Genomic DNA, 17880 nt, shown 5'->3' with positions numbered 1-17880 from the left:
GGCTTCAGGCCGCGGCATTCCGGGCCTCACCGCTCGTGCATACCCGATGATTGAGCAGAATCCTTCACCCGTGAGGCCTGCCACGCTCCAGAACCGCCCGGATTTCCTGCAGGACCGTGTCCGGGCTGTTCCAGATCTGTTCGGGAGCATAGCTCAGGACTGCATAACCCTGGGTCTGCGCGGTGTTGGACCGGGTCATGTCCTTGCGCCAGGCCGCGCGCGAGCTGTGGAACTGGTAACCGTTGACTTCCACAATGAGCCAGCCCTCGATCAGGATATCCACGCGCCCGACGTCTGGGATCTGCACCTGCCTGCGGAACTGGAACCCCGCCGATTCGAACAGCAGGCGTGCGCTGATTTCCGGCACCGATTCAGACAGCCCATCTGCTTTGGCCAGCCGACTCCGTGCTGTTCCGTAGTACTTGGCTGCCAGCTCGGACTCGAGGATTGCCCGGGTCACCCCGTGTTGCTGCATGGCCGACTGTGCCAACGCCACGGCGTCGACTTCGTTCAGGCAGGTCAAACCGTGTATAACGGTGTCTTCAAGGCTCGCGATCGGCAGGCGGTAGTGAGGTTCGAAACGGAGACGGCCGTGCCTCGGCGAATGCCCGCCGCGTCTGTGTTTGCTGGCCAAGTGTAGGCAACCGGGTTTGTCTTTGAGCCACAGCCCGTAGCGGGACGCGCTGGATGCGCAGGTCACCAGCGAATCGTCGACGATGGCCTGCAGGAATTCGGGGTCGGCGCCAGGGAGCGCCCAGACGCCCTTCCTCGGTTGGACGGCTCCGGCCGTTGCCAGGCTCCGCACGGCGCGTTCGGAATGGCCTTCCCGGCGAAGCGTGCCAACCCGGGCCACACCGCCCAGGGATTTCAGAAAGTCCAAGGGATCCATGGATCGAGCTAGCCACGATTCTGGCCCCGTTTGGAGAGCCAAGTCTTGCCATGTGGAAATCCCGCGTCGGATTCTGCACCATCATTCGCGCTGGCCCGGCTTCAGGCCGCGGCATTCCGGGCCTCACCGCTCGTGCATGCCCGATGATTGAGCAGAATCCGCCGACCCCGCGGGCTGCCGCGTCCTTGCCCGTTGCAGCACAATATAAGCATGCGTACATTCGGCGTCGAGGAAGAGCTCCTGATCGTTGATCCGGACACGGGGGAGCCGCTTGCCCTGGCGGATGCGATGCTGTCCGGCCGCCGGATGGCTGCCGACGACGCCCCGGAGCGCCACTATGTGATGGCAGGTACGGACCAAACCGCGCACGACGAGGGGACAGGCCTGACTGCCGAGCTGAAGCTTGAGCAGATCGAGACCCAGACCCGGCCCTGCCTCGAGTACGCAGAACTGCTGCCGCAGATCCGGGCCGGCCGGCTGCTGGCGGACCAGGCGGCGGCCAAAAACGGGGCAGGGGTGGCCGCGCTGGCCACCTCTCCGTTTGGCCTCGCCAGTCACACCACCCCGGACCCCCGCTATGCCCGGATGCTGGAACGCTTCGGTCTGACTGCGCAGGAGCAGCTGACCTGCGGTTTCCACGTTCACACTTTCATCGAGTCCAAGGACGAGGGCGTGGCGGTGCTGGACAGGATCCGGGACAAGCTTGCTGTCCTCACAGCCCTGAGCGCCAACTCGCCGTTCTGGAACGGGGTGCGCACGGGATTCGAGAGTTACCGCACCCAGGCCTGGAACCGCTGGCCCACGTCCGGCCCCTCGGCAATTTTCACGACATATTCCGCATATCGGCGGGTGGTAACGCGCCTGCTGGACAGCGGCGTGCTGTTGGACGAAGGCATGATTTACTTCGACGCGCGCCTGTCCCGGAACCACCCCACCGTAGAGGTCCGGGTGGCCGATGTCTGCCTCCGTGCCGAGGATGCTGCCCTGATCGCGGTGCTGGTCCGGGCCCTGGTCGAATCGGCCAGCCGCGAATGGCGCGACGGCGTGGATCCGGCCCCGGTGCCCACGGTGCTGCTGCGGATGGCGGCGTGGCAGGCGAGCAGCAGCGGCATGAGCGGTGAGCTGCTGGATTTCGGGACCTTCCGGCCGGCGCCCGCCGTCGACGTCGTACGGTCTTTAGTGGATTATCTGGCGCCTGTCCTCGCCGAACAGGACGAGCTCGCCTTGGCCCGGCAGGGTGTTGAGGACATCATTGCCCGCGGCACCGGCTCAAACGAACAGCGCAGGGTCCGGGACGCAGCAATGGAAAAAACAGGACCCGACGACGGCGGGCTGGGGGCCGTGGTTGCCCACGCCGTGGAAGTGACGATGCGCGGCACCTCCGGGTTGCTGGCGGAGGACGAGGCCCCGGAGCTGCTGCGGGTGCGCCAGTCCTGAGCTCTCCTGAACGTTCCCCTGACGCAGTTCGCGCCGGCCTCCGCACGTGCCCGACGCACCGTCTCCAAGGTCAACGGCAGTGTCCGTTCGCGCTAAGGAACATCGACGTCACGCACCGATCGCCAAGCGTACACCCAGCGTGAGCATGACCACGGCGACGAGCCCGTCCAGGATGCGCCACGATGAGGGCCGCGCGAAGAAGGGCCGCAGGACCCTGGCCCCGAAACCCAGCGCGCTGAACCAGGCGACGCTGGCGGCGATGGCCCCGGCCCCGAACCACCATCGCAAATCGTGCGCCTGCTGGTTGGCCACCGATCCGAGCAGCAGCACAGTGTCCAGGTAGACGTGCGGGTTGAGCCAGGTCAGGGCCAGCACCGTGCTGAGGGCGGCGCCGAGGCCGACGGCGGGCTGGCGCGCCGATGCCGTCAACGCCCCCGGACGCAGTGCCCGGCGCGCGGCCAAGATGCCGTAGCCCACCAGGAAGGCGGCTCCGGCAAACCGGACCACGTCCACGATCACGGGGCTCGACTGGAGCAGCGCCCCCACTCCGGCGATGCCCGCAGCGATGAGCAGCGCATCGGAGACGCTGCAGATTAGGACGACGGCGGCCACATGCTCGCCGCGGATGCCCTGCCGGAGCACGAAGGCGTTCTGGCTGCCGATGGTCACGATCAGGGCAAGGCCCGTGCTGAAGCCCAGCGCGGTGGGGCCTATAAGTGCAGTCAGATCCATATCCTCCAACGTACGGGCCGGACGTAGGATTACTCCAGCTAAATATTCTTAGCTCTATTAAGGAAAGCTAATGAAGATGTTCCAGTTTGAGCAGCTCCGGACTTTCGCGGCGGTGGTGGATGAGGGGACGCTTGAGGCGGCGGCACGGAGCCTGTACGTCACGCCGTCGGCAATTTCCCAACGGCTCAAGGCGATGGAGGACGCGGCCGGCCAGATCCTGTTGCAGCGCACCAACCCCGTCCGGCCCACAACTGCCGGGGAAGCCATCCTGCGGTTCGCCAGGCAGGTCCGGCAGCTCGAATGGGACGCCCAGCAGGAGCTAGGGACGAGCCGGGACCGGCCGATGGCGCCCATCCCCTTGGTGGTGAACGCGGACTCACTCTCCACCTGGTTCATGCCTGCGCTTGCAAGTCTGCCGCCGGACCTCGGCGCGTGCTTCGAACTCCGCAGGGAAGATGAGCAGCATTCCACCCAGCTTCTCCGGGCAGGATCGGTGATGGCCGCGGTTACCGCAACGCCGGAACCGGTCCAGGGCTGCAGCGTGGAACGGCTGGGTTCCCTGCGGTACCGTGCGGTGGCAAGTCCCGGCTACCTCCGGCGCTGGTGGCCCGACGGGCCGGAACTTGTTGCAGGGAGCCAGGCCCCGGTGGTGGACTTTGACCGAAAGGATGACCTGCAGGACGGGTTTTTCCGCAGGCTGACCGGCGCGGAACTCACCGCGCCGCGGCACTATGTGCCGTCGTCGGCCGAGTTCGCGCAGGCCATCCGGCTGGGACTGGGGTGGGGACTTCTGCCGGAGCAGCAGTGCCTGGCCGACATCCGGAACGGCGGCCTTGTTGAGCTGGCACGGGCCGAGCCCGTGGACGTGTCGTTGTACTGGCAGCGGTGGAAAATCGACTCGCCGGTGCTCAACCAGCTGACCGACGCGGTCCGGGAGACGGCGGCCCGGCAGCTCCGCCAGCCAGGTGCCTGAACTGGCCGCCGCCTGCCGTCAGATGTGCTTCAGGGCCTGCTCCAGGTCGCCGATGAGGTCGTCCACGTCCTCCAGGCCCACGGACAGCCGCACCACACCGTCGCTGAGCCCGATGGCGGCGCGGCCTTCGGGACCCATGGCGCGGTGCGTGGTGGTGGCCGGATGGGTGATGAGGGACTTGGAATCGCCCAGGTTGTTGGAGATGTCGATGATCCGCAAGGCGTCCAGCAGCGCAAAGGCGGCTTCTTTGCCCGAGCGGCCACCCGTCGTCGCAAGTTCCAGCGTGAGGACGGTGCCGCCGGCCTTCATCTGCTTGGCGGCAAGTTCGTACTGCGGGTGGGACTCGAGCAGCGGGTACTTAACCCAGCTGACTGCCGGCTGCTTTTCGAGCCATTTGGCCAGCCGCAGCGCGGACGCGGAGGAGTGATTCACGCGCAGCGCCATGGTCTCCAGTCCTTTGGTCAGCACCCAGGCATTGAACGCGGAGAGGGCCGGGCCGGTGTGCCGCATGAGCTGCTTGACCGGGCCGTCAATGAACTCCTTGGTGCCCAGGATGGCTCCGCCCAGGACGCGTCCCTGGCCGTCGATGTGCTTGGTGCCGGAGTACACAATCACGTCCGCGCCCAGCTGGCCGCAGCGCTGCAGCAGGGGAGTGGCGAAGACGTTGTCGACGACGACGGTGGCCCCGGCGGCGTGCGCCAGTTCGCTGACCGCGCCGATGTCCACGATTTCCTGCATCGGGTTGGATGGCGATTCGAAGAACACTGCGGTGGTGGGTTCCGACAGCGCAGCAGCCCACTGTTCGAGGTCCGGGCCGTCAACGAACACGGTTTCCACGCCCCAGCGCGGCAGGATCTCGTTCAGGATCACAAAGCAGGAGCCGAAGAGTGAGCGCGCGGCAACCACCCGGTCCCCGGCCGCCAGCAGGGCGCCCAGTGCGGTGAACACAGCTGACATGCCAGATGCCGTCGCAAAGCACGCTTCGGTGCCTTCGAGCAGGCGAAGGCGTTCCTGGAAGGTGGCCACGGACGGGTTGCCGTACCGGGAGTAGACGAAGCGTTCGTCCTCGCCGGTGAAGGCGCGCTCGGCGGCGGCAGCGGACTCGTAGACGAAGCCCGAGTTCAGGAAGACCGGCTCGGTGGTCTCCTGGAAGTTCGTGCGGTCCAGCCCGCCGCGGACGGCCTGCGTTTCGGCGCTCCAGCCGGCGGCGTCGGGGTTGAAGGTCACTTGGCTATTCCCAGGTTGGTGGGGAGGCCGCGGTTCTTCCAGCCGTTGACGGTGCGCTCGCCGTAGCGGTCCGGCTCGCCTTCGAAACCCTCAAGGACGTTGTAAGCGGTGAAGCCGGCCTGCGTCGCGGCGATGGCGGCGGCGATGGAGCGCTGGCCGGAGCGGCAGAGGAACACCAGTTCGGCGCCGTCGTCCTCCGGTGCCTGCTGTGTCAGGTCGGCGATGAATTCCGGGTTGGGGATGCCGCCGGGGAAGGTCCACGGGATGAACAGGGGATCGTTGTCCGTGGCCTTGGTGTCGGGGATGCCGATGTGGGCCCATTCGCCTTCGGTCCGGACGTCCACCAAAATGGCGCCCTGCTCCAGCTTGGCCCAGGCTTCCTGCGGGGTGAGGTCTCCGGCGTAGCTCATGCGTGGCCCTCGCCGTCGAAATCGAGGTCTTCAACGGCGGTGGCCACGGCGGCGTCCGACGTTGCGATGGCTGCCGGGAGGATCAGTGCCTGCGCAACAATCACGCTGGTGCCGTTGAACGTGGCGGCGGGGCTGCCGTGCAGGACGTACCCTTCGGCCAGGGCAGTGGAAATCCGTTCACAGAAAGACCTGTCGTCCGGCCCGGTGACAAGCCGGTACGACAGTTTCTCTTCAGGGGCAGGGGCAGGGGCGGGGGCGTCAGACACGACGGAACTCCTTCTTTCACGCTTGCAGCTCGAATGGGTCGATATGCCGAGTATTCACCTGAGGCACCCCGCCGCGAAAGGGAGGGTTGCCGACCGGCCAGTCAGGGCTTGGCGCCGGTTCTCATTACTCCCCAAAAACGTAACACTCGCCCCGCCCCGCCGCACCGCCGCCGTCGTCATGTTCCGTAACCAACGCGCGTTTCCCCGCATCATTCCCGCCTGATCACCCTGTTGGAGTATGGGCGGCGCTGTATCGGGCGGTGAGTTCGCGCTTGAGGACCTTGCCGCTGGGGCCGGTGGGGAATTCGATGACTAGGGTAATGATCCGCGGATACTTATACGCCGCCAATTCCGCGGCGGCGAAGTCCCGCAACTCATCAACGGTGGCGCTGCTGCCCGGATTGAGGACGACGGCGGCCGCCACCTCCTGCCCATGGGTTTCGTCGGGGACGCCATAGACGGCAACGCTCAGGACTGCCTCGTGCCGGCTGAGGACTTCCTCTACCTCGCGCGGGTAGACGTTGAAGCCGTTCCGGATGATCATCTCCTTCTTCCGGTCCAGGATCCGGAGGTAACCGTCCCCGTCCTTGGTGCCCAGGTCGCCGGTCCGGAACCAGCCGTCCACCACAGCCTCGGCGGTGGCCTCGGGCCGGTTGAGGTAGCCCTTGAAGAGGTTGTGCCCCCGGACCACCAGCTCGCCTAACTCCCCCGTGGGCAGCAGTTCGATGGCATCCTGGACGTCCGCGCGGGCGATCTCCACCTGGACTCCCCAAATGGCCTGGCCTACCGTTCCGGGCCGCGGCGCTTTGCCTACATGGTTGAAGGTGGCAACCGGGGACGTCTCTGTCAGTCCGTAGCCTTCGTAAATGTCCGAGCCGAATTCCGTCTTGAACCTGTCCATCACCGCCACCGGCAGGGACGCGCCGCCGGAGATGCAGTAGCGCAGGGCGTTGGACCGGCCGGTGTTGGTGCGGGCGGCTTCGAGCATGGCGATGTACATGGTGGGCACGCCGAAGAAGACGTTGATGTTGTGCCGGGCGAGGACATCCAGGGCTGCGTCCCCGCGGAACTTGGGCAGCATCACGATGGTGGCTCCCGCCCGCAGCCCGGTGTTGAGGACGCACGTCTGGCCGAAGGTGTGGAACATCGGCAGTCCGCCGAAGATGACGTCACCGCGGCGGAGATCAAACGTGCTGGTCAGCAGCGTATTGGTCTGTTCCACAAGGGCGAAGTGGCTGCCCAAGGCGCCCTTGGGCTGGCCGGTGGTCCCGGATGTGTACAGAATCGTGGCCGTCTCGAAGGGCCGCAGCGGCAGCCAGGTGCTGATGGGCTCGGCTCCTGCCGCTTCGGTCTCCAGCCGGGCGGCGCCCTCGGGCCCCTCCGGCACCAGGACGGTCACGACGTCGATGCCCGCGGCCGCGGCGCCTTTGGCACCTTCCTCAAGGAGCGGTCCGGCGCAGACGAGCAGCTGCGCGCCGCTGTCGCGCAGCATGTACTCGATCTCCCTGCCCTTCAGCAGCGCATGCAACGGCACCACCACGCCGCCCAGCGCGAGGACCGCGTAGTAGACCCGGGCGAAATCAGCAACATTGGGCATCAGCAGGGCCACGCGGCTGGCGTGCCCCACGCCACGGTCCCGCAACGCACCTGCATACGCGCGCGTCTGTTCCCAGAGTTCGCTGTAGGTCACCCGCTCCTCGCCCACCACGAGGGCCACGGAGTCCGGGAAGCGTGCGGCGGATTCAGCCAGAATTGCGGCAACAGAGATGGTCCCGAAACCCTCTTCGGCGGTAGGTGAAGTGTTCATGGTGTCCTGTCCGGCTAGTGGAGTGGTTGACAGCAACGCGGGGTCACTTAGCGCCCGTCCAAAGCCTCCGCATGGGCGTTAAGTGACCCCGCGTTGCTTTGGAGGAGGGGTGTGGGTCGGGCTTTGAGGATCAGGGCCTCGCCCTGGCCACCGCCGCCGCATAAGGCGACCACTCCTGTCCCGCCGCCGCGCCGGTTCAGCGCCAGTGCCTGATGCAGGACCAGACGGGCCCCCGATGCGCCCACCGGGTGGCCCAAGGCGATGGCGCCGCCGTCGGCGTTGATCCTGTCCGCGTCGATCCCCAGGTCCGTGGCGGACTGCAATACCACCGAGGCGAAGGCTTCATTGATCTCAATCAGGTCCACGTCGTCAATGGTCATCCCTTCAAGTTTCAGGGCCCGCTCAATGGCGCGGGACGGCTGGGAATGCAGGGAACCGTCCGGTCCGGCGGTCTGGCCGTGGCTGCCGATTTCCGCGATCCAACTGAGGCCGGCCGCTTCCGCTGCTGCCTTGCTGGCCACTACCACGGCGGCCGCGCCGTCGGACAGCGGGGAGGCAGAACCGGCGGTGATGGTGGCGGCCGGATCCTTGGAGAAGGCGGGCTTCAGTGCCGCCAGCGTCTCGATTGTGGTGCCGGCGCGGATGCCCTCGTCGGAATTAATCACGACGGCGGGTCCCCGCCGCTGCGGGGCCTCCACCGGAGCGATCTCCTCAGCCAGGATGCCGGCCGCCCGGGCGGCCTCTGCCCGTTGGTGCGAAAAGGCGGCCACGGCGTCCTGGTCCTCGCGGCTGATGCCCAGGCGGACGTTCCCGGCGTCGGTGGCGGAGCCCATCAGTTCACCTGAGACGGGGTCCTGCAGGCCGTCAAAGTTCAGCGAATCCAGCAGCGGCGCGTCACCGATCGCGACGCCGCTGCGGAGCCGGGGCAGCAGGTGTGGGGCGTTGGTCATGGATTCCTGGCCTGCCGCCACAATGAAATCAGCCTCGCCGGCGCGGATCATCCGGGCGGCATCGATCACGGCGGTCAGCCCGGACAGGCACAGTTTGTTGATGGTCACGGTGGGCACATCCCAGCCGATGCCGGCGGCGAGGCTGGCCTGCCGGGCGGGTCCCTGACCGGCGCCCGCCTGGATAACCTGCCCCACGATGACGGCCTGGATCTGTTCCGGCACCACCCCGGACCGTTCCAGTGCGTTCCGGATGGCGTGGGCACCCAGTTCGCTGGCGGTGAGCCCGGACAGGCTGCCGCGGAACTTGCCGAAGGGGGTCCTTGCGCCGCCCAGGATGACGGGGACGTGAGAATCGTGGCTCATGGGGTGACTGTCGCCCGCGTTACTCGAAGGAAGCACGACGGCGGTCCGACAACCGGGTGTTCCAGACGTCCGGTTTGGTGACCCGGAAACGCCGGCCGGTCAGTGCAAACGGGGTCAGCCGGATGTAGTAGTCTTTTGGCCCGGGCTGCCAGGGCTGCCAGGGCTCCAGATGGAGGGCGTCAACGGCGTCCTTCTCGGCCTGGGCCTCGATCACTGCGGTGTCTCCGCGCACCACCACGCTCCATGCGATCTCCGTGCGGGGATCGTATCCGTCGATCTCCAGCGCCGCGGGACGGTCCGCCTGGGCGCCCCACAGTTTAGAGCCACCGGCGCTGCGGAAGACAATGCTTTTGCGGTCCAGCACGTAGTTGACCGGAAAGATCTCCGGATGGCCGTCCACTACCAGGGCCAGGCGCCCCAGCATGTCATCGGCCAGCAACTCCCAGCATTCGTCAAACGTCAATGTGTTGGTCGGCTCTGTGTCAGAGTTCATGCATCAAACCATACGGACCTGCGCGACGGACCAAAAGGGCAGTTCCGCCCGACAGTACCCGCCGCGGGTCTGGGGCGGATCAATTCAGTGCCGTTCAAGACGCTGCAGGAGCGCGTCCAGGATCGGAAGCTGGCCCTTGACCAGCTTGCCGCGGGCATCGGTTTCCGTCACCCACCGGGCGTCGTCCACCTCGGGAAAGTCCTGGATGATGCCGGATCCTCTGGGCCACTCCAGCGGAAACGTGTTGCTCACAATCCCATCCGGCTGGAAGTCAGACTCAGCCGCAAACACCGTAATAATCTTTCCGGACGGTTGCCGGAAGGCGCCCAGTTCGAAGTAGTCAACGGCCGGCGGCGGCGTGCCGATCTGTTCGGCAAATTCCCGGAGGGCGGCCACCAGGGGTTCCTCGTCGGGAAGGTATTCGCCCTTGGGAACCGACCAGGACTGGGTCTGTTTGCGCGCCCAGAACGGTCCGCCCATGTGCGCTATCCATACGTCCAGCCCGTCTGCTCCCCGCCGGTACAGCAGGATCCCCGCACTGCGAACCGCCATGGCCTCAGGCCCTCCTGCTGAACGGCGAAAAACTGCTGCATCCCGGAAAACTGCTGAATCCCAACGAACTACTGAACCCCGGCAAACAATGCGTTGAGTTCGGCCGTCAGCTGCTTCTGTACGGCAGGCGTTCCCACTTCCTTGCCGTCAATGTGGTTCACAGGTGCAAGCAGCCTGATGCTGGAAATCAGCCATACGGCGTCGGCACCCAGCAGGTCCTGCGGTTCCAGCGGACCATACCCGAGCTCCCACCCGGCCGTCTTGGCCGCCGCGAAAAGGGCACCCTGGGAGGTCCCGGGGAGGATCCCGCTGTCCAGTTGCGGGGTGATGAGCCGGCGCACCGTCCGGGTGGCGCCGGCGCCGTCGTCGGAGGTTTCCAGATGTGCCAGCAGCACAGTGGACGTGGGACCCTCCAGGACCCGGCCGTCTGAGGAGGTGAAGATGACGTCCTCGGCGCCCTGTTTGTGGGCGTACCGCAGGGCGGCCATGTTCGTGGCGTAGGACAGGGTCTTGGCGCCCAGCAGCAGCCACGGGGCACGCTCAGCCACGTCGCTGTTGTAGCCGCGGTCCAGGAGGATGACGTCGATCCCGGTTTCGCGCTGGCGGCGGCCGAGGGCGCCCACCGGGGAGACCTGAACCCAGCACGTAGGGGACTCCGCGCCGTCCGGGCCACGGGTAATCAGGAGTTTCACCACCACCTCGTCCTCGCCTGGCGAGGGAGCAGGGTGTTGGGTGCGGTGCTCCGCAACGCCCGTGGAGATGGCTGCCCGCCACACGTCCTGCGCCGGGATCACCAGGTCAAGGGCCTGGGCCGACCCCGCCAGCCGATCCAGATGAGCCTGGAGCTTCCGGACGGCGCCGCCCACCGCGAGCATGGATTCGAACACGCCGTCGCCGCGGGTGGCACCCTGGTCCGTGGCCATCAGCTGGGGCTGTGAAGCGTCGGCCAGCCGGCCGTCCGGGAACGCGGGGTCAAGGAAAACGAGCACCACGGGCGCAGGAGAAGTCATGGCTCCAGCTTAGTAGGGCCCACCGCGGCTAAGCTGTGGTCATTGCCCCGCCGGAACCGGTCCGCGGGTGCACGCAATCCGGGGGTATTCCAGTGCTGTGGCCAATTTCGCTTCTCGGTACCGCACCAACGTGGTTGGTGGTGGTGCTCAGCATGGCAGACCTGCTGATCCGGGTCCTGGCCATCGGCATCATCCCCGGCAACAGACGCCCCACCACGGCCATGGCCTGGCTGCTGGGCATCTTCTTCATACCTTTCCTGGGGCTGGTCCTTTTTCTGCTGTTCGGAAACTTCAAGCTGTCCCGCCGCCGCCGCCAGCAGCAGGAGATCATCAACACCCGGGTGCGGTCCGGGATCTCGGCGCTCGCCGACGTCGTCAGTGAATACACGGGGCCCGAATGGGTGAAGTCCGCCGGCGAACTGAACCAGCGGCTCGGCTCCCTCCCTATGGTGGACGGCAACTCGGTTGACCTCATTCCCGGGTATCCGGACTCGATCCTGGCCATGACCGAGGCCGTGCGCAAGGCCAAGAATTTCGTTAACGCCGAGTTCTACATCATGAGTACGGACCACATCACCGATGACCTGCTGACCGCCCTCGAGGAGGCGGCCGAGCGCGGCGTGGAAGTCAGGGTGCTGTTCGACCACATCGGCACACTCCGGGTCAAGGGTTACCGCAACCTCCTCACCCGACTCAAAGCCGGGAAGATCCAGTGGCGGCGCATGCTCCCGCTGCTGCCGACCCAGGGCCAGTGGCGGCGCCCGGACCTCCGTAATCACCGGAAGATCATGGTGATCGACGGCGAACTCGCCTTCACGGGCTCGCAGAACCTGATCGAGCCTTCCTACAACAACCCCAAACACCGCAAAGCCGGCCGCGAATGGGTGGAGCTGATGGCCTGCCTGCGCGGACCGATCGTCACCACACTGAACGTTGTTTTCGCCACGGACTGGCTGAGCGAAACCGACGAGTCGCTGGAACATCAGCTGCAGCTCCCGGCCAACCCCGAACCGGGCAACGTCACAGCCCAGGTGGTGCCGAGCGGCCCCGGGTTCATCACCGAAAACAACCTGCGCCTCTTCAACACCCTGATCTATTCTGCGCAGCACCGGATCTCCATCTGCAGCCCGTATTTTGTGCCCGACGATTCCCTGCTCTACGCCATCACCACAGCGGCCCAGCGGGGCGTGGACGTGGAGTTGTTCGTCTCCGAGAAGGGCGATCAGTTCCTGGTCCATCACGCCCAGCGCTCCTATTACGAGGCGCTGTTGGAGGCAGGCGTCCGGATCTACCTCTACAAAGCGCCCTTTGTGCTCCACGCCAAGCACTTCACCATCGACGACGAAGTGGCGGTCCTGGGCTCCAGCAACATGGATATGCGCTCGTTCTCGCTGAACATGGAGGTCTCGGTGATGCTGCTCGGCGCGGAAACCGTACGCAACATGCGCGCGGTGGAAGACACCTACCGTGATATTTCGAAAGAGCTCAAGCTTGAGGACTGGATCCAACGCCCCCTCGCGGCCCGGTACATCGACAACGTGGCCCGGCTGACGGCTACCGTCCAGTAACTCTTGGAGTTTTTGTCCAGATAATGGGGCTTTTGGGGCGTTTATCCCGCAGTATCTGGACAAAAACTCCGGGGGTCAGGCGGTGGGAAAGTCCGCACCCAGCGCGGACAGCACACCGTGCGCCTTCACCCGGATTTCGTCGTACTCCTCGCCAGGTACCGAGTCGGCAGTGATGGCGCCGCCGATGCCGAGGGTGAGTTCCGCCGTCGCCCCTTGTTCGCCGCCGTTACCACCGGGCTGCGCCGTGGTGATCAAAGTACGGATCGCCACCGCCAGGTCCGTGGCCCCGTTGAGCGAAAAGTAGCCGATCGCGCCGGAATACAGGCCCCGCGGGCCTTCCTCCAACCGGTCCAGGATTGCCATGGTGCTGATTTTCGGGGCGCCGGTCATGGAGCCGGCAGGGAAACATGCGGCCACCGCCTCGGCTCGCGGCGCTCCGGGCAGGAGCTGCCCATCGATAGTGCTGACCATCTGGTGCACGGTGGCGTAGCTTTCGATCTCGCACAGCCTGCTGACTGTCACCGATCCGGGCTCAGCGAAGTGGCTAAGGTCGTTCCGCAGCAGGTCCACAATCATGATGTTTTCCGCACGGTCCTTCAGCGAGGCCGCCAGGTCCTCCCGGAGCTGCCTGTCGCGCTCCGGATCAGCACCCCGGCGGCGGGTACCCTTGATCGGTTCGGCGCGCATGCCGCCGTCGGACGTTATCCTCAGGAACCGCTCAGGCGACGTACTGGCCACCGTCAGCCCGCCGAACCGCAGGTAGCTGGCGAACGGCGCCGGGTTCTTCCGCCGCAGCGCGAGGTACGTGGGCCAGGGGGCGGCCGCGGCGGCGGGCAGCCGGGCCGTGAGCGTGGTGGTCAGGCACACCTCGTAGGAGTTGCCCTCATGGATTTCGTACTGGGCGGCTTCGATTTTGGCCAGGTAGGAGCGCTCCGTGTCGCGGCTGCTGAATGCGGACCCAACGGAACGCACGACGACGTTGCTGCCGCCGGGGTGCGTGCTTTGAGCGCCAGAGCCCGTGGTGCTTGCGGAGCCGGCGACGGCGGCGCGGGCGTCGGCCAGCCAGCCGTCGGCGTCGGGCGCTTCCAGTGCCAGGAGCCAGGCCGTTCCTTCAACGTGGTCCAGAACGACGGCGCGGCCCGCGAAGATCAGGGCCGCGTCGGGAGTCGGCGCCGCTACGTCCGTCCCGCCGGTTTCGCGTTTGAGCTCATAGCCCAGGCAGCCCAGCCAGCCCAGGGTGAAGTCGCCCGGGTAGCCCTCCGGAGTGCGGACCGCCCGGCGTCCCCAGACGGTGTCCAGCCAGCGGAAGAACGGTCCCGGCACGCGCGCCGTGGCGGAGCCGGCCGTGATCACGCTTTCGCCGGACCGGTGCGTGACCGCCTGGCCGTACGTTCCGCCGTTGTCCGCGAGGATGCTGAAGCGGTTGCGCTCGGTGTCTGCGTTGGCGATGCCGGCGTTGGAGGAGTCCAGCCAGACGGCGTTCGCTGAGCCGCCGAACAGGTTCTCGAAGAGTACGGCGGCGTCAGGCCTGGCGACCAGCCGTTCTGCACGCAGCCTGAGGCCGCGGCGGGCGGCAAGCTCGGGAACAAGCGCCGGTCCGAGGGCGGGCAGGTACACGAGGGCCTGCATGACGTCGGCGGTGGCGGAACCATCGGCATTGTTGCGGACGCGAATATCGGCTTGGCGGCGGACGTCGTCGGCGGCGAGCCACGCGTTCTCCTGCGCGGCCCATTGGTCCCAAAACGGCTCATACGTTCCGCCGTCGCGGTCCAAGGCCCGCTTCCGGCGGATGTCGTCCGGCGCGTCGGCCCAGATGACGGCGCTGAGCATGGGCCTGGCATCGGCGGCGGCTGCCCCCACTCCCTCAATGATCACGATCTCGGCGGGCAGCGTGACCCGGGTGTCGCCGTCGTAATGCCTGTCCCAGTCCCAGCTGGTCCAGGTGGCGGGCTCGGCGCGGCTCAAGGGTGTGAGCACGGTGGAAACGTAGCGCTCGATGCCCGCGGTGAGGCCATTCCAGCCCGGGTAGATATCTTCAAGGTGGAACAGCGCGACTTTGTGATGGTTCCGTAGCTGCGCGGCGAGTTCGATAGCCAGAGTGGTTTTGCCTGCGCCGGATCGCCCGTCAATGGCGATGATCACAGGTGCGGGGGTCATGAAATAGAGCGTACCTGCTGCTGCATCAGCCGCTGTCGCGGCGCCGCCTGGCCGAGGACAGTGCAGACGTGCGCGGCGATGCCTCCAGGCAGCTCCCGCTAGGCGTCACGCAGCGGTCGCCGGGCCAGCCATGCTGCCACAATCGCGCCGGAGATGTTGTGCCAGAGCGAAAAACGGCGGACGGCAGTGCGGCCAGCAGTGTGAAATGCGCGGTGGCCAGGCCTAGTGGATCAGCGCGAGGAGAATGCCGACCGCCACAAAGAGCACCCCGAAGATCCGGCTGAGGATCTTCTGGCCGCGGGCGTTTTGCGTGAAGCGCTGGAAGGATTTGGCGGCAAAAGCGAAGAAGAACCACATGACCAGGATGTCGATCACCACCACGGTGGCCGTGAGCACAAGGTACTGGGGCAGGAGGGGCTGTTCCGGGCGGATGAACTGTGGCATAAACGCGAGGAAGAAAACGATGGCCTTCGGATTGAGCAGGTTGACCCAGAGGCCGCGTCGGAACATTGACCAGGCCGGCTCATTCCGGAGGGCGTCGGCCTGTTCCTGGTCCAGTTCCGGTTTGCTCAGGAACTGGCGGATACCCAGGTACACCAGATAGGCGGCGCCGGCGTAGCGGATCACGTTGAAGGCCACCGGGGAGCTGGCCACCAGCACGCCGACGCCCAACGCCACGATCACCACGTGGACAACCAGCGCTGCCTGCTGGCCAAGGATCCCCCAGATGGAGCGGCGGAACCCGGACGTCAGCGAGTTGCTCATGGTGTTGATGGCACCGGCGCCCGGCGTGAAACTGATCAGGAGACCGGCGCCGGCGAGGGCGAGCCAAAGGGAGAATTCCACCTGCCAAGTTTAGTGCGGTCAGCACCACAAGAATGCCGCCCTCACCACAGTGTGGTCACGGGCTCAAAGGCGTGAAGCTCCTGATCTGCCGTCACCAGCGTCAGTCCCTCCACCATGGCTTGCGCAGCCAGGATCCGGTCAAAGGGGTCCTTGTGTTCCCAGTCCAGCTGACCGGCGGCCACCGCATGCGGAGCGGAGATGGCCAGCTCTGAGGCGTACAGGTGGGCCACCTGCCGTCCGAAGCTTGCCACTATCGCTGCCCCCGACGGCAGCTTGCCTTGATGGTGTTTGAACGACAGTTCGTAGGCGGTCATGGGCGAGACATAGACCGAGTTCTCTAGCTTGGTAATGGCGTTCCTGGCTTTGGTGGACAGTTTCTTGGGTTCGGCGAGAGCCCACAGGAAAACATGGGTGTCCAGGAGCAGGCGCATCAATGATCGCCACCCGTCACTACACCCATTTCCTCGTCGGTCCACGGCTCGTAGAACCCGTCAGGGATCTGAAGGGGCGCCAGGAAGCCCAGTTCGCGTTTGTGGGGGCGCTCGATTTTCACAAGCCGGGCCACGGGGCGGCCTGCCTTGGCAATGACCACATCTTCGCCGTTTTCAACAAGATTCAACAGCTCAGACAGGCGCGTTTTTGCCTCTTGGACGTTGTATTGTCCCATGTTGACCAAGTCTAGTTGGTCAACCTCGGCGGTGTAAGGCTCTGCCCAGTATTCGTTCTCTCCGTAATGGCTCATATGCCGACGTTATGGCGGCCAGAGCGGGGTGGATAGGCGTTGTGATGCCTATGTGGAAATCACGCCCGGGCGATGACCTCACCGTTCGGGATCAGGAACCAGCCGTCGTCGGTGGATCCCCAGCGGTGCCAGCCAGCCGAAATCCGGGCCAGGTCCGCTGGATTTGCGAAGCCGTACTCAAGGGCCTGCTCCGCGAAGGCCGAGTGCAGCACCCGTTCACCCCAGACCCTGGCCTGCCATCTCCGCTGTTGCCCGGTGGCATACAGCCAGTTGCTGCTGGTGGGCGCCACGTCGCCGAAGCCTGCGGACTGGACCCAGGACACGAGCCGGCGGCCGGCGTCGGGCTCGGCCCCGTTGCGTCGTGCGATCCGCTGGTACAGGTCCATCCATTCGTCCAGCTCAGGGACCGCGGGGTACCAGCTCATGCCGTGGAAATCGGCGTCGCGCACTGCCACAATGCCGCCCGGCTTCGCCACCCGGCGCATCTCGCGCAACGCCTCCACCGGGTCGGTCAGGTGCTGGAGCACCTGGTGGGCATGGACGACGTCGAACGTTTCGTCCTCGAAATCGAGGTCATAGATATTGCCGGCCAGGAACTCCGCATTGGCCACGCCGCGCTCGGCGGCCAATGCCGTGGCCTGGGCGATGATGTCCGGCGACCGGTCCAGGCCGGTGACCTTCCCGGGCGACACCAGCCCGGCGAAATCGCAGGTGATGCTCCCCGGGCCGCAGCCGACGTCGAGCACTGAAACCCCGGGCGTGAGGTGCGGAATGACAAAGGCCGCGGAGTTCTCCGCGGTCCTGGAGGCGTGGGCGCGGACCACAGAATCGTGGTGGCCGTGCGTGTACACATCGTCGTCGTCAGGCTGCTGCGCACTCATAGTGAAACGCTACCCCTCCGCAGTGGAAAACGGACGGAACCTTCCTACTTGGCTGGGGCGGCGGGGCCGCCGCTGGCCGCATCCTCACGGGCCGCGACGGTGGCGTCCACCATGGCGGTCATGAACCGCGTAACGAGCTCCAGTTCGGCGGGCGAGAAATCCGCCATGGCGGTACCCATGTGGCGCGAAAGCGGCATGAACATGGCACTGCCGTCCCGGAACGCCTTCGGTGTCATGCGGAGCTGGACCTGCCGCCGGTCCGGCCCGAGACGCTCCCTGACCACGTGCCCCGAACTGTCCAGCCGGTCGATGAGGGCGGTGGTGGCGGGGGAGCTGAGGTTGAGTTCCTTGCGCAGGATGCCCGGCGTGACCACCAGGCCCTTGGCGGTGTGCCGCATGATCGCCGCCAGCGCATTGAGGTCCGTCCGGTGCATGTCGTTGCGGCCGCCAGCGGTGTCCACGTAGCGGTTGGCCTCCAGAGTGAAGTCCTGGAGCAGGCGAACAAGGGCAAAGGGTGCCGAGTTCGGTGGGCGCTGGAACGATTCGTCCGTCATGTTCCGCCTCCTACGCTCGCTTG

Annotated in this window: 19 protein-coding genes, 1 pseudogene and 1 riboswitch; of the genes and pseudogenes, 3 read left to right on the top strand and 17 right to left on the bottom strand. The window is 66.2% G+C overall.

Annotated features, from left to right (window positions below; all coding sequences use genetic code 11):
• Positions 1 to 64: 64 nt before the first annotated feature.
• Complete coding sequence (locus QK290_RS09960; RefSeq protein ID WP_282330507.1) at positions 65 to 880, bottom strand: DUF559 domain-containing protein; 816 nt, start codon at positions 878 to 880, stop codon at positions 65 to 67.
• Between the two features lie 219 nt (positions 881 to 1099).
• Here QK290_RS09960 and QK290_RS09955 point away from each other — a divergent pair, with 219 nt between their 5' ends.
• Positions 1100 to 2326 (top strand): glutamate--cysteine ligase, encoded by a 1227-nt coding sequence (locus tag QK290_RS09955; RefSeq protein ID WP_282330506.1) that lies wholly within the window; start codon positions 1100 to 1102, stop codon positions 2324 to 2326.
• A 108-nt stretch (positions 2327 to 2434) separates the two neighbouring features.
• Here the strand turns inward: QK290_RS09955 and QK290_RS09950 are convergent, their stop codons facing one another.
• Positions 2435 to 3058 carry a LysE/ArgO family amino acid transporter gene (locus QK290_RS09950; RefSeq protein WP_282330505.1) on the bottom strand — a complete coding sequence of 208 codons (624 nt, stop codon included), beginning with the start codon at positions 3056 to 3058 and terminating at the stop codon, positions 2435 to 2437.
• A gap of 70 nt (positions 3059 to 3128) precedes the next feature.
• Between QK290_RS09950 and QK290_RS09945 the strand changes: the two genes are divergently transcribed.
• A complete protein-coding gene (locus tag QK290_RS09945) occupies positions 3129 to 4031 on the top strand; it encodes a LysR family transcriptional regulator ArgP (RefSeq protein ID WP_282330504.1) in 903 nt (300 codons plus the stop codon).
• Between the two features lie 18 nt (positions 4032 to 4049).
• On the opposite strand, the gene QK290_RS09940 is transcribed toward QK290_RS09945, so the two are convergent.
• The 8 genes from QK290_RS09940 to QK290_RS09905 form a co-directional block, all read right to left on the bottom strand.
• A complete protein-coding gene (locus QK290_RS09940) occupies positions 4050 to 5258 on the bottom strand; it encodes an O-succinylhomoserine sulfhydrylase (RefSeq protein WP_282330503.1) in 1209 nt (402 codons plus the stop codon).
• On the bottom strand, positions 5255 to 5668 hold the full coding sequence (locus QK290_RS09935; protein WP_282330502.1) for a rhodanese-like domain-containing protein: 414 nt from the start codon (positions 5666 to 5668) through the stop codon (positions 5255 to 5257). The genes QK290_RS09940 and QK290_RS09935 overlap by 4 nt, the downstream gene beginning before the upstream one ends.
• On the bottom strand, positions 5665 to 5934 hold the full coding sequence (locus QK290_RS09930) for a DUF1737 domain-containing protein (RefSeq protein ID WP_282330501.1): 270 nt from the start codon (positions 5932 to 5934) through the stop codon (positions 5665 to 5667). The genes QK290_RS09935 and QK290_RS09930 overlap by 4 nt, the downstream gene beginning before the upstream one ends.
• Before the next feature lie 13 nt (positions 5935 to 5947).
• A riboswitch (SAM riboswitch) is annotated at positions 5948 to 6063 on the bottom strand.
• A gap of 94 nt (positions 6064 to 6157) precedes the next feature.
• Positions 6158 to 7741 (bottom strand): long-chain fatty acid--CoA ligase, encoded by a 1584-nt coding sequence (locus tag QK290_RS09925; protein WP_282330500.1) that lies wholly within the window; start codon positions 7739 to 7741, stop codon positions 6158 to 6160.
• 47 nt (positions 7742 to 7788) lie between these two features.
• A complete protein-coding gene (locus tag QK290_RS09920; RefSeq protein ID WP_282330499.1) occupies positions 7789 to 9054 on the bottom strand; it encodes an acetyl-CoA C-acyltransferase in 1266 nt (421 codons plus the stop codon).
• Positions 9055 to 9073: 19 nt separating this feature from the next.
• A complete protein-coding gene (locus tag QK290_RS09915) occupies positions 9074 to 9547 on the bottom strand; it encodes a pyridoxamine 5'-phosphate oxidase family protein (protein WP_282330498.1) in 474 nt (157 codons plus the stop codon).
• Between the two features lie 84 nt (positions 9548 to 9631).
• Positions 9632 to 10099 carry an NUDIX domain-containing protein gene (locus tag QK290_RS09910; RefSeq protein ID WP_282330497.1) on the bottom strand — a complete coding sequence of 156 codons (468 nt, stop codon included), beginning with the start codon at positions 10097 to 10099 and terminating at the stop codon, positions 9632 to 9634.
• Between the two features lie 68 nt (positions 10100 to 10167).
• Complete coding sequence (locus tag QK290_RS09905; RefSeq protein ID WP_282330496.1) at positions 10168 to 11109, bottom strand: aminodeoxychorismate lyase; 942 nt, start codon at positions 11107 to 11109, stop codon at positions 10168 to 10170.
• Between the two features lie 95 nt (positions 11110 to 11204).
• Here QK290_RS09905 and cls point away from each other — a divergent pair, with 95 nt between their 5' ends.
• The gene (gene cls / locus QK290_RS09900; protein WP_282330551.1) at positions 11205 to 12677 is read left to right on the top strand and encodes a cardiolipin synthase; all 1473 of its coding nucleotides are present in this window, start codon (positions 11205 to 11207) and stop codon (positions 12675 to 12677) included.
• 75 nt (positions 12678 to 12752) lie between these two features.
• Here cls and QK290_RS09895 read toward each other — a convergent pair whose 3' ends face one another.
• From QK290_RS09895 to QK290_RS09865, 7 genes and pseudogenes are all read right to left on the bottom strand, one after another.
• The gene (locus QK290_RS09895) at positions 12753 to 14834 is read right to left on the bottom strand and encodes a chorismate-binding protein (protein ID WP_282330495.1); all 2082 of its coding nucleotides are present in this window, start codon (positions 14832 to 14834) and stop codon (positions 12753 to 12755) included.
• 98 nt (positions 14835 to 14932) lie between these two features.
• Positions 14933 to 15054 (bottom strand): annotated as a pseudogene (locus tag QK290_RS09890) (bile acid:sodium symporter family protein); the annotation flags it as partial.
• A 2-nt stretch (positions 15055 to 15056) separates the two neighbouring features.
• Complete coding sequence (locus QK290_RS09885) at positions 15057 to 15680, bottom strand: LysE family transporter (RefSeq protein WP_282330494.1); 624 nt, start codon at positions 15678 to 15680, stop codon at positions 15057 to 15059.
• Positions 15681 to 15721: 41 nt separating this feature from the next.
• Positions 15722 to 16111, bottom strand: coding sequence for a type II toxin-antitoxin system VapC family toxin (locus QK290_RS09880; RefSeq protein WP_282330550.1), 390 nt, complete (start codon positions 16109 to 16111; stop codon positions 15722 to 15724).
• Positions 16111 to 16422, bottom strand: coding sequence for a type II toxin-antitoxin system prevent-host-death family antitoxin (locus tag QK290_RS09875; RefSeq protein ID WP_348994454.1), 312 nt, complete (start codon positions 16420 to 16422; stop codon positions 16111 to 16113). The genes QK290_RS09880 and QK290_RS09875 overlap by 1 nt, the downstream gene beginning before the upstream one ends.
• 59 nt (positions 16423 to 16481) lie before the next feature.
• A complete protein-coding gene (locus QK290_RS09870) occupies positions 16482 to 17303 on the bottom strand; it encodes a methyltransferase domain-containing protein (protein ID WP_282330493.1) in 822 nt (273 codons plus the stop codon).
• A 44-nt stretch (positions 17304 to 17347) separates the two neighbouring features.
• Positions 17348 to 17857 (bottom strand): MarR family transcriptional regulator, encoded by a 510-nt coding sequence (locus QK290_RS09865; RefSeq protein ID WP_282330492.1) that lies wholly within the window; start codon positions 17855 to 17857, stop codon positions 17348 to 17350.
• Between the last annotated feature and the right edge of the window lie 23 nt (positions 17858 to 17880).

It is taken from the genome of Pseudarthrobacter sp. AL07, assembly GCF_029960665.1.
Taxonomy (GTDB): domain Bacteria; phylum Actinomycetota; class Actinomycetes; order Actinomycetales; family Micrococcaceae; genus Arthrobacter.
Note: the sequence above shows the minus strand (reverse complement) of the source record. Positions and strands in the feature narration are given on the sequence as shown.

Coding starts and splice junctions, on each gene's coding strand:
- QK290_RS09955 (WP_282330506.1), top strand. CDS start 1,100: ATGCGTACATTCGGCGTCGAGGAAGAGCTCCTGATCGTTGATCCGGAC.
- QK290_RS09950 (WP_282330505.1), bottom strand. CDS start 3,058: ATGGATCTGACTGCACTTATAGGCCCCACCGCGCTGGGCTTCAGCACG.
- QK290_RS09945 (WP_282330504.1), top strand. CDS start 3,129: ATGAAGATGTTCCAGTTTGAGCAGCTCCGGACTTTCGCGGCGGTGGTG.
- QK290_RS09935 (WP_282330502.1), bottom strand. CDS start 5,668: ATGAGCTACGCCGGAGACCTCACCCCGCAGGAAGCCTGGGCCAAGCTG.
- QK290_RS09925 (WP_282330500.1), bottom strand. CDS start 7,741: ATGAACACTTCACCTACCGCCGAAGAGGGTTTCGGGACCATCTCTGTT.
- QK290_RS09920 (WP_282330499.1), bottom strand. CDS start 9,054: ATGAGCCACGATTCTCACGTCCCCGTCATCCTGGGCGGCGCAAGGACC.
- QK290_RS09915 (WP_282330498.1), bottom strand. CDS start 9,547: ATGAACTCTGACACAGAGCCGACCAACACATTGACGTTTGACGAATGC.
- QK290_RS09910 (WP_282330497.1), bottom strand. CDS start 10,099: ATGGCGGTTCGCAGTGCGGGGATCCTGCTGTACCGGCGGGGAGCAGAC.
- QK290_RS09905 (WP_282330496.1), bottom strand. CDS start 11,109: ATGACTTCTCCTGCGCCCGTGGTGCTCGTTTTCCTTGACCCCGCGTTC.
- QK290_RS09895 (WP_282330495.1), bottom strand. CDS start 14,834: ATGACCCCCGCACCTGTGATCATCGCCATTGACGGGCGATCCGGCGCA.
- QK290_RS09880 (WP_282330550.1), bottom strand. CDS start 16,111: ATGCGCCTGCTCCTGGACACCCATGTTTTCCTGTGGGCTCTCGCCGAA.
- QK290_RS09875 (WP_348994454.1), bottom strand. CDS start 16,422: ATGAGCCATTACGGAGAGAACGAATACTGGGCAGAGCCTTACACCGCC.
- QK290_RS09870 (WP_282330493.1), bottom strand. CDS start 17,303: ATGAGTGCGCAGCAGCCTGACGACGACGATGTGTACACGCACGGCCAC.
- QK290_RS09865 (WP_282330492.1), bottom strand. CDS start 17,857: ATGACGGACGAATCGTTCCAGCGCCCACCGAACTCGGCACCCTTTGCC.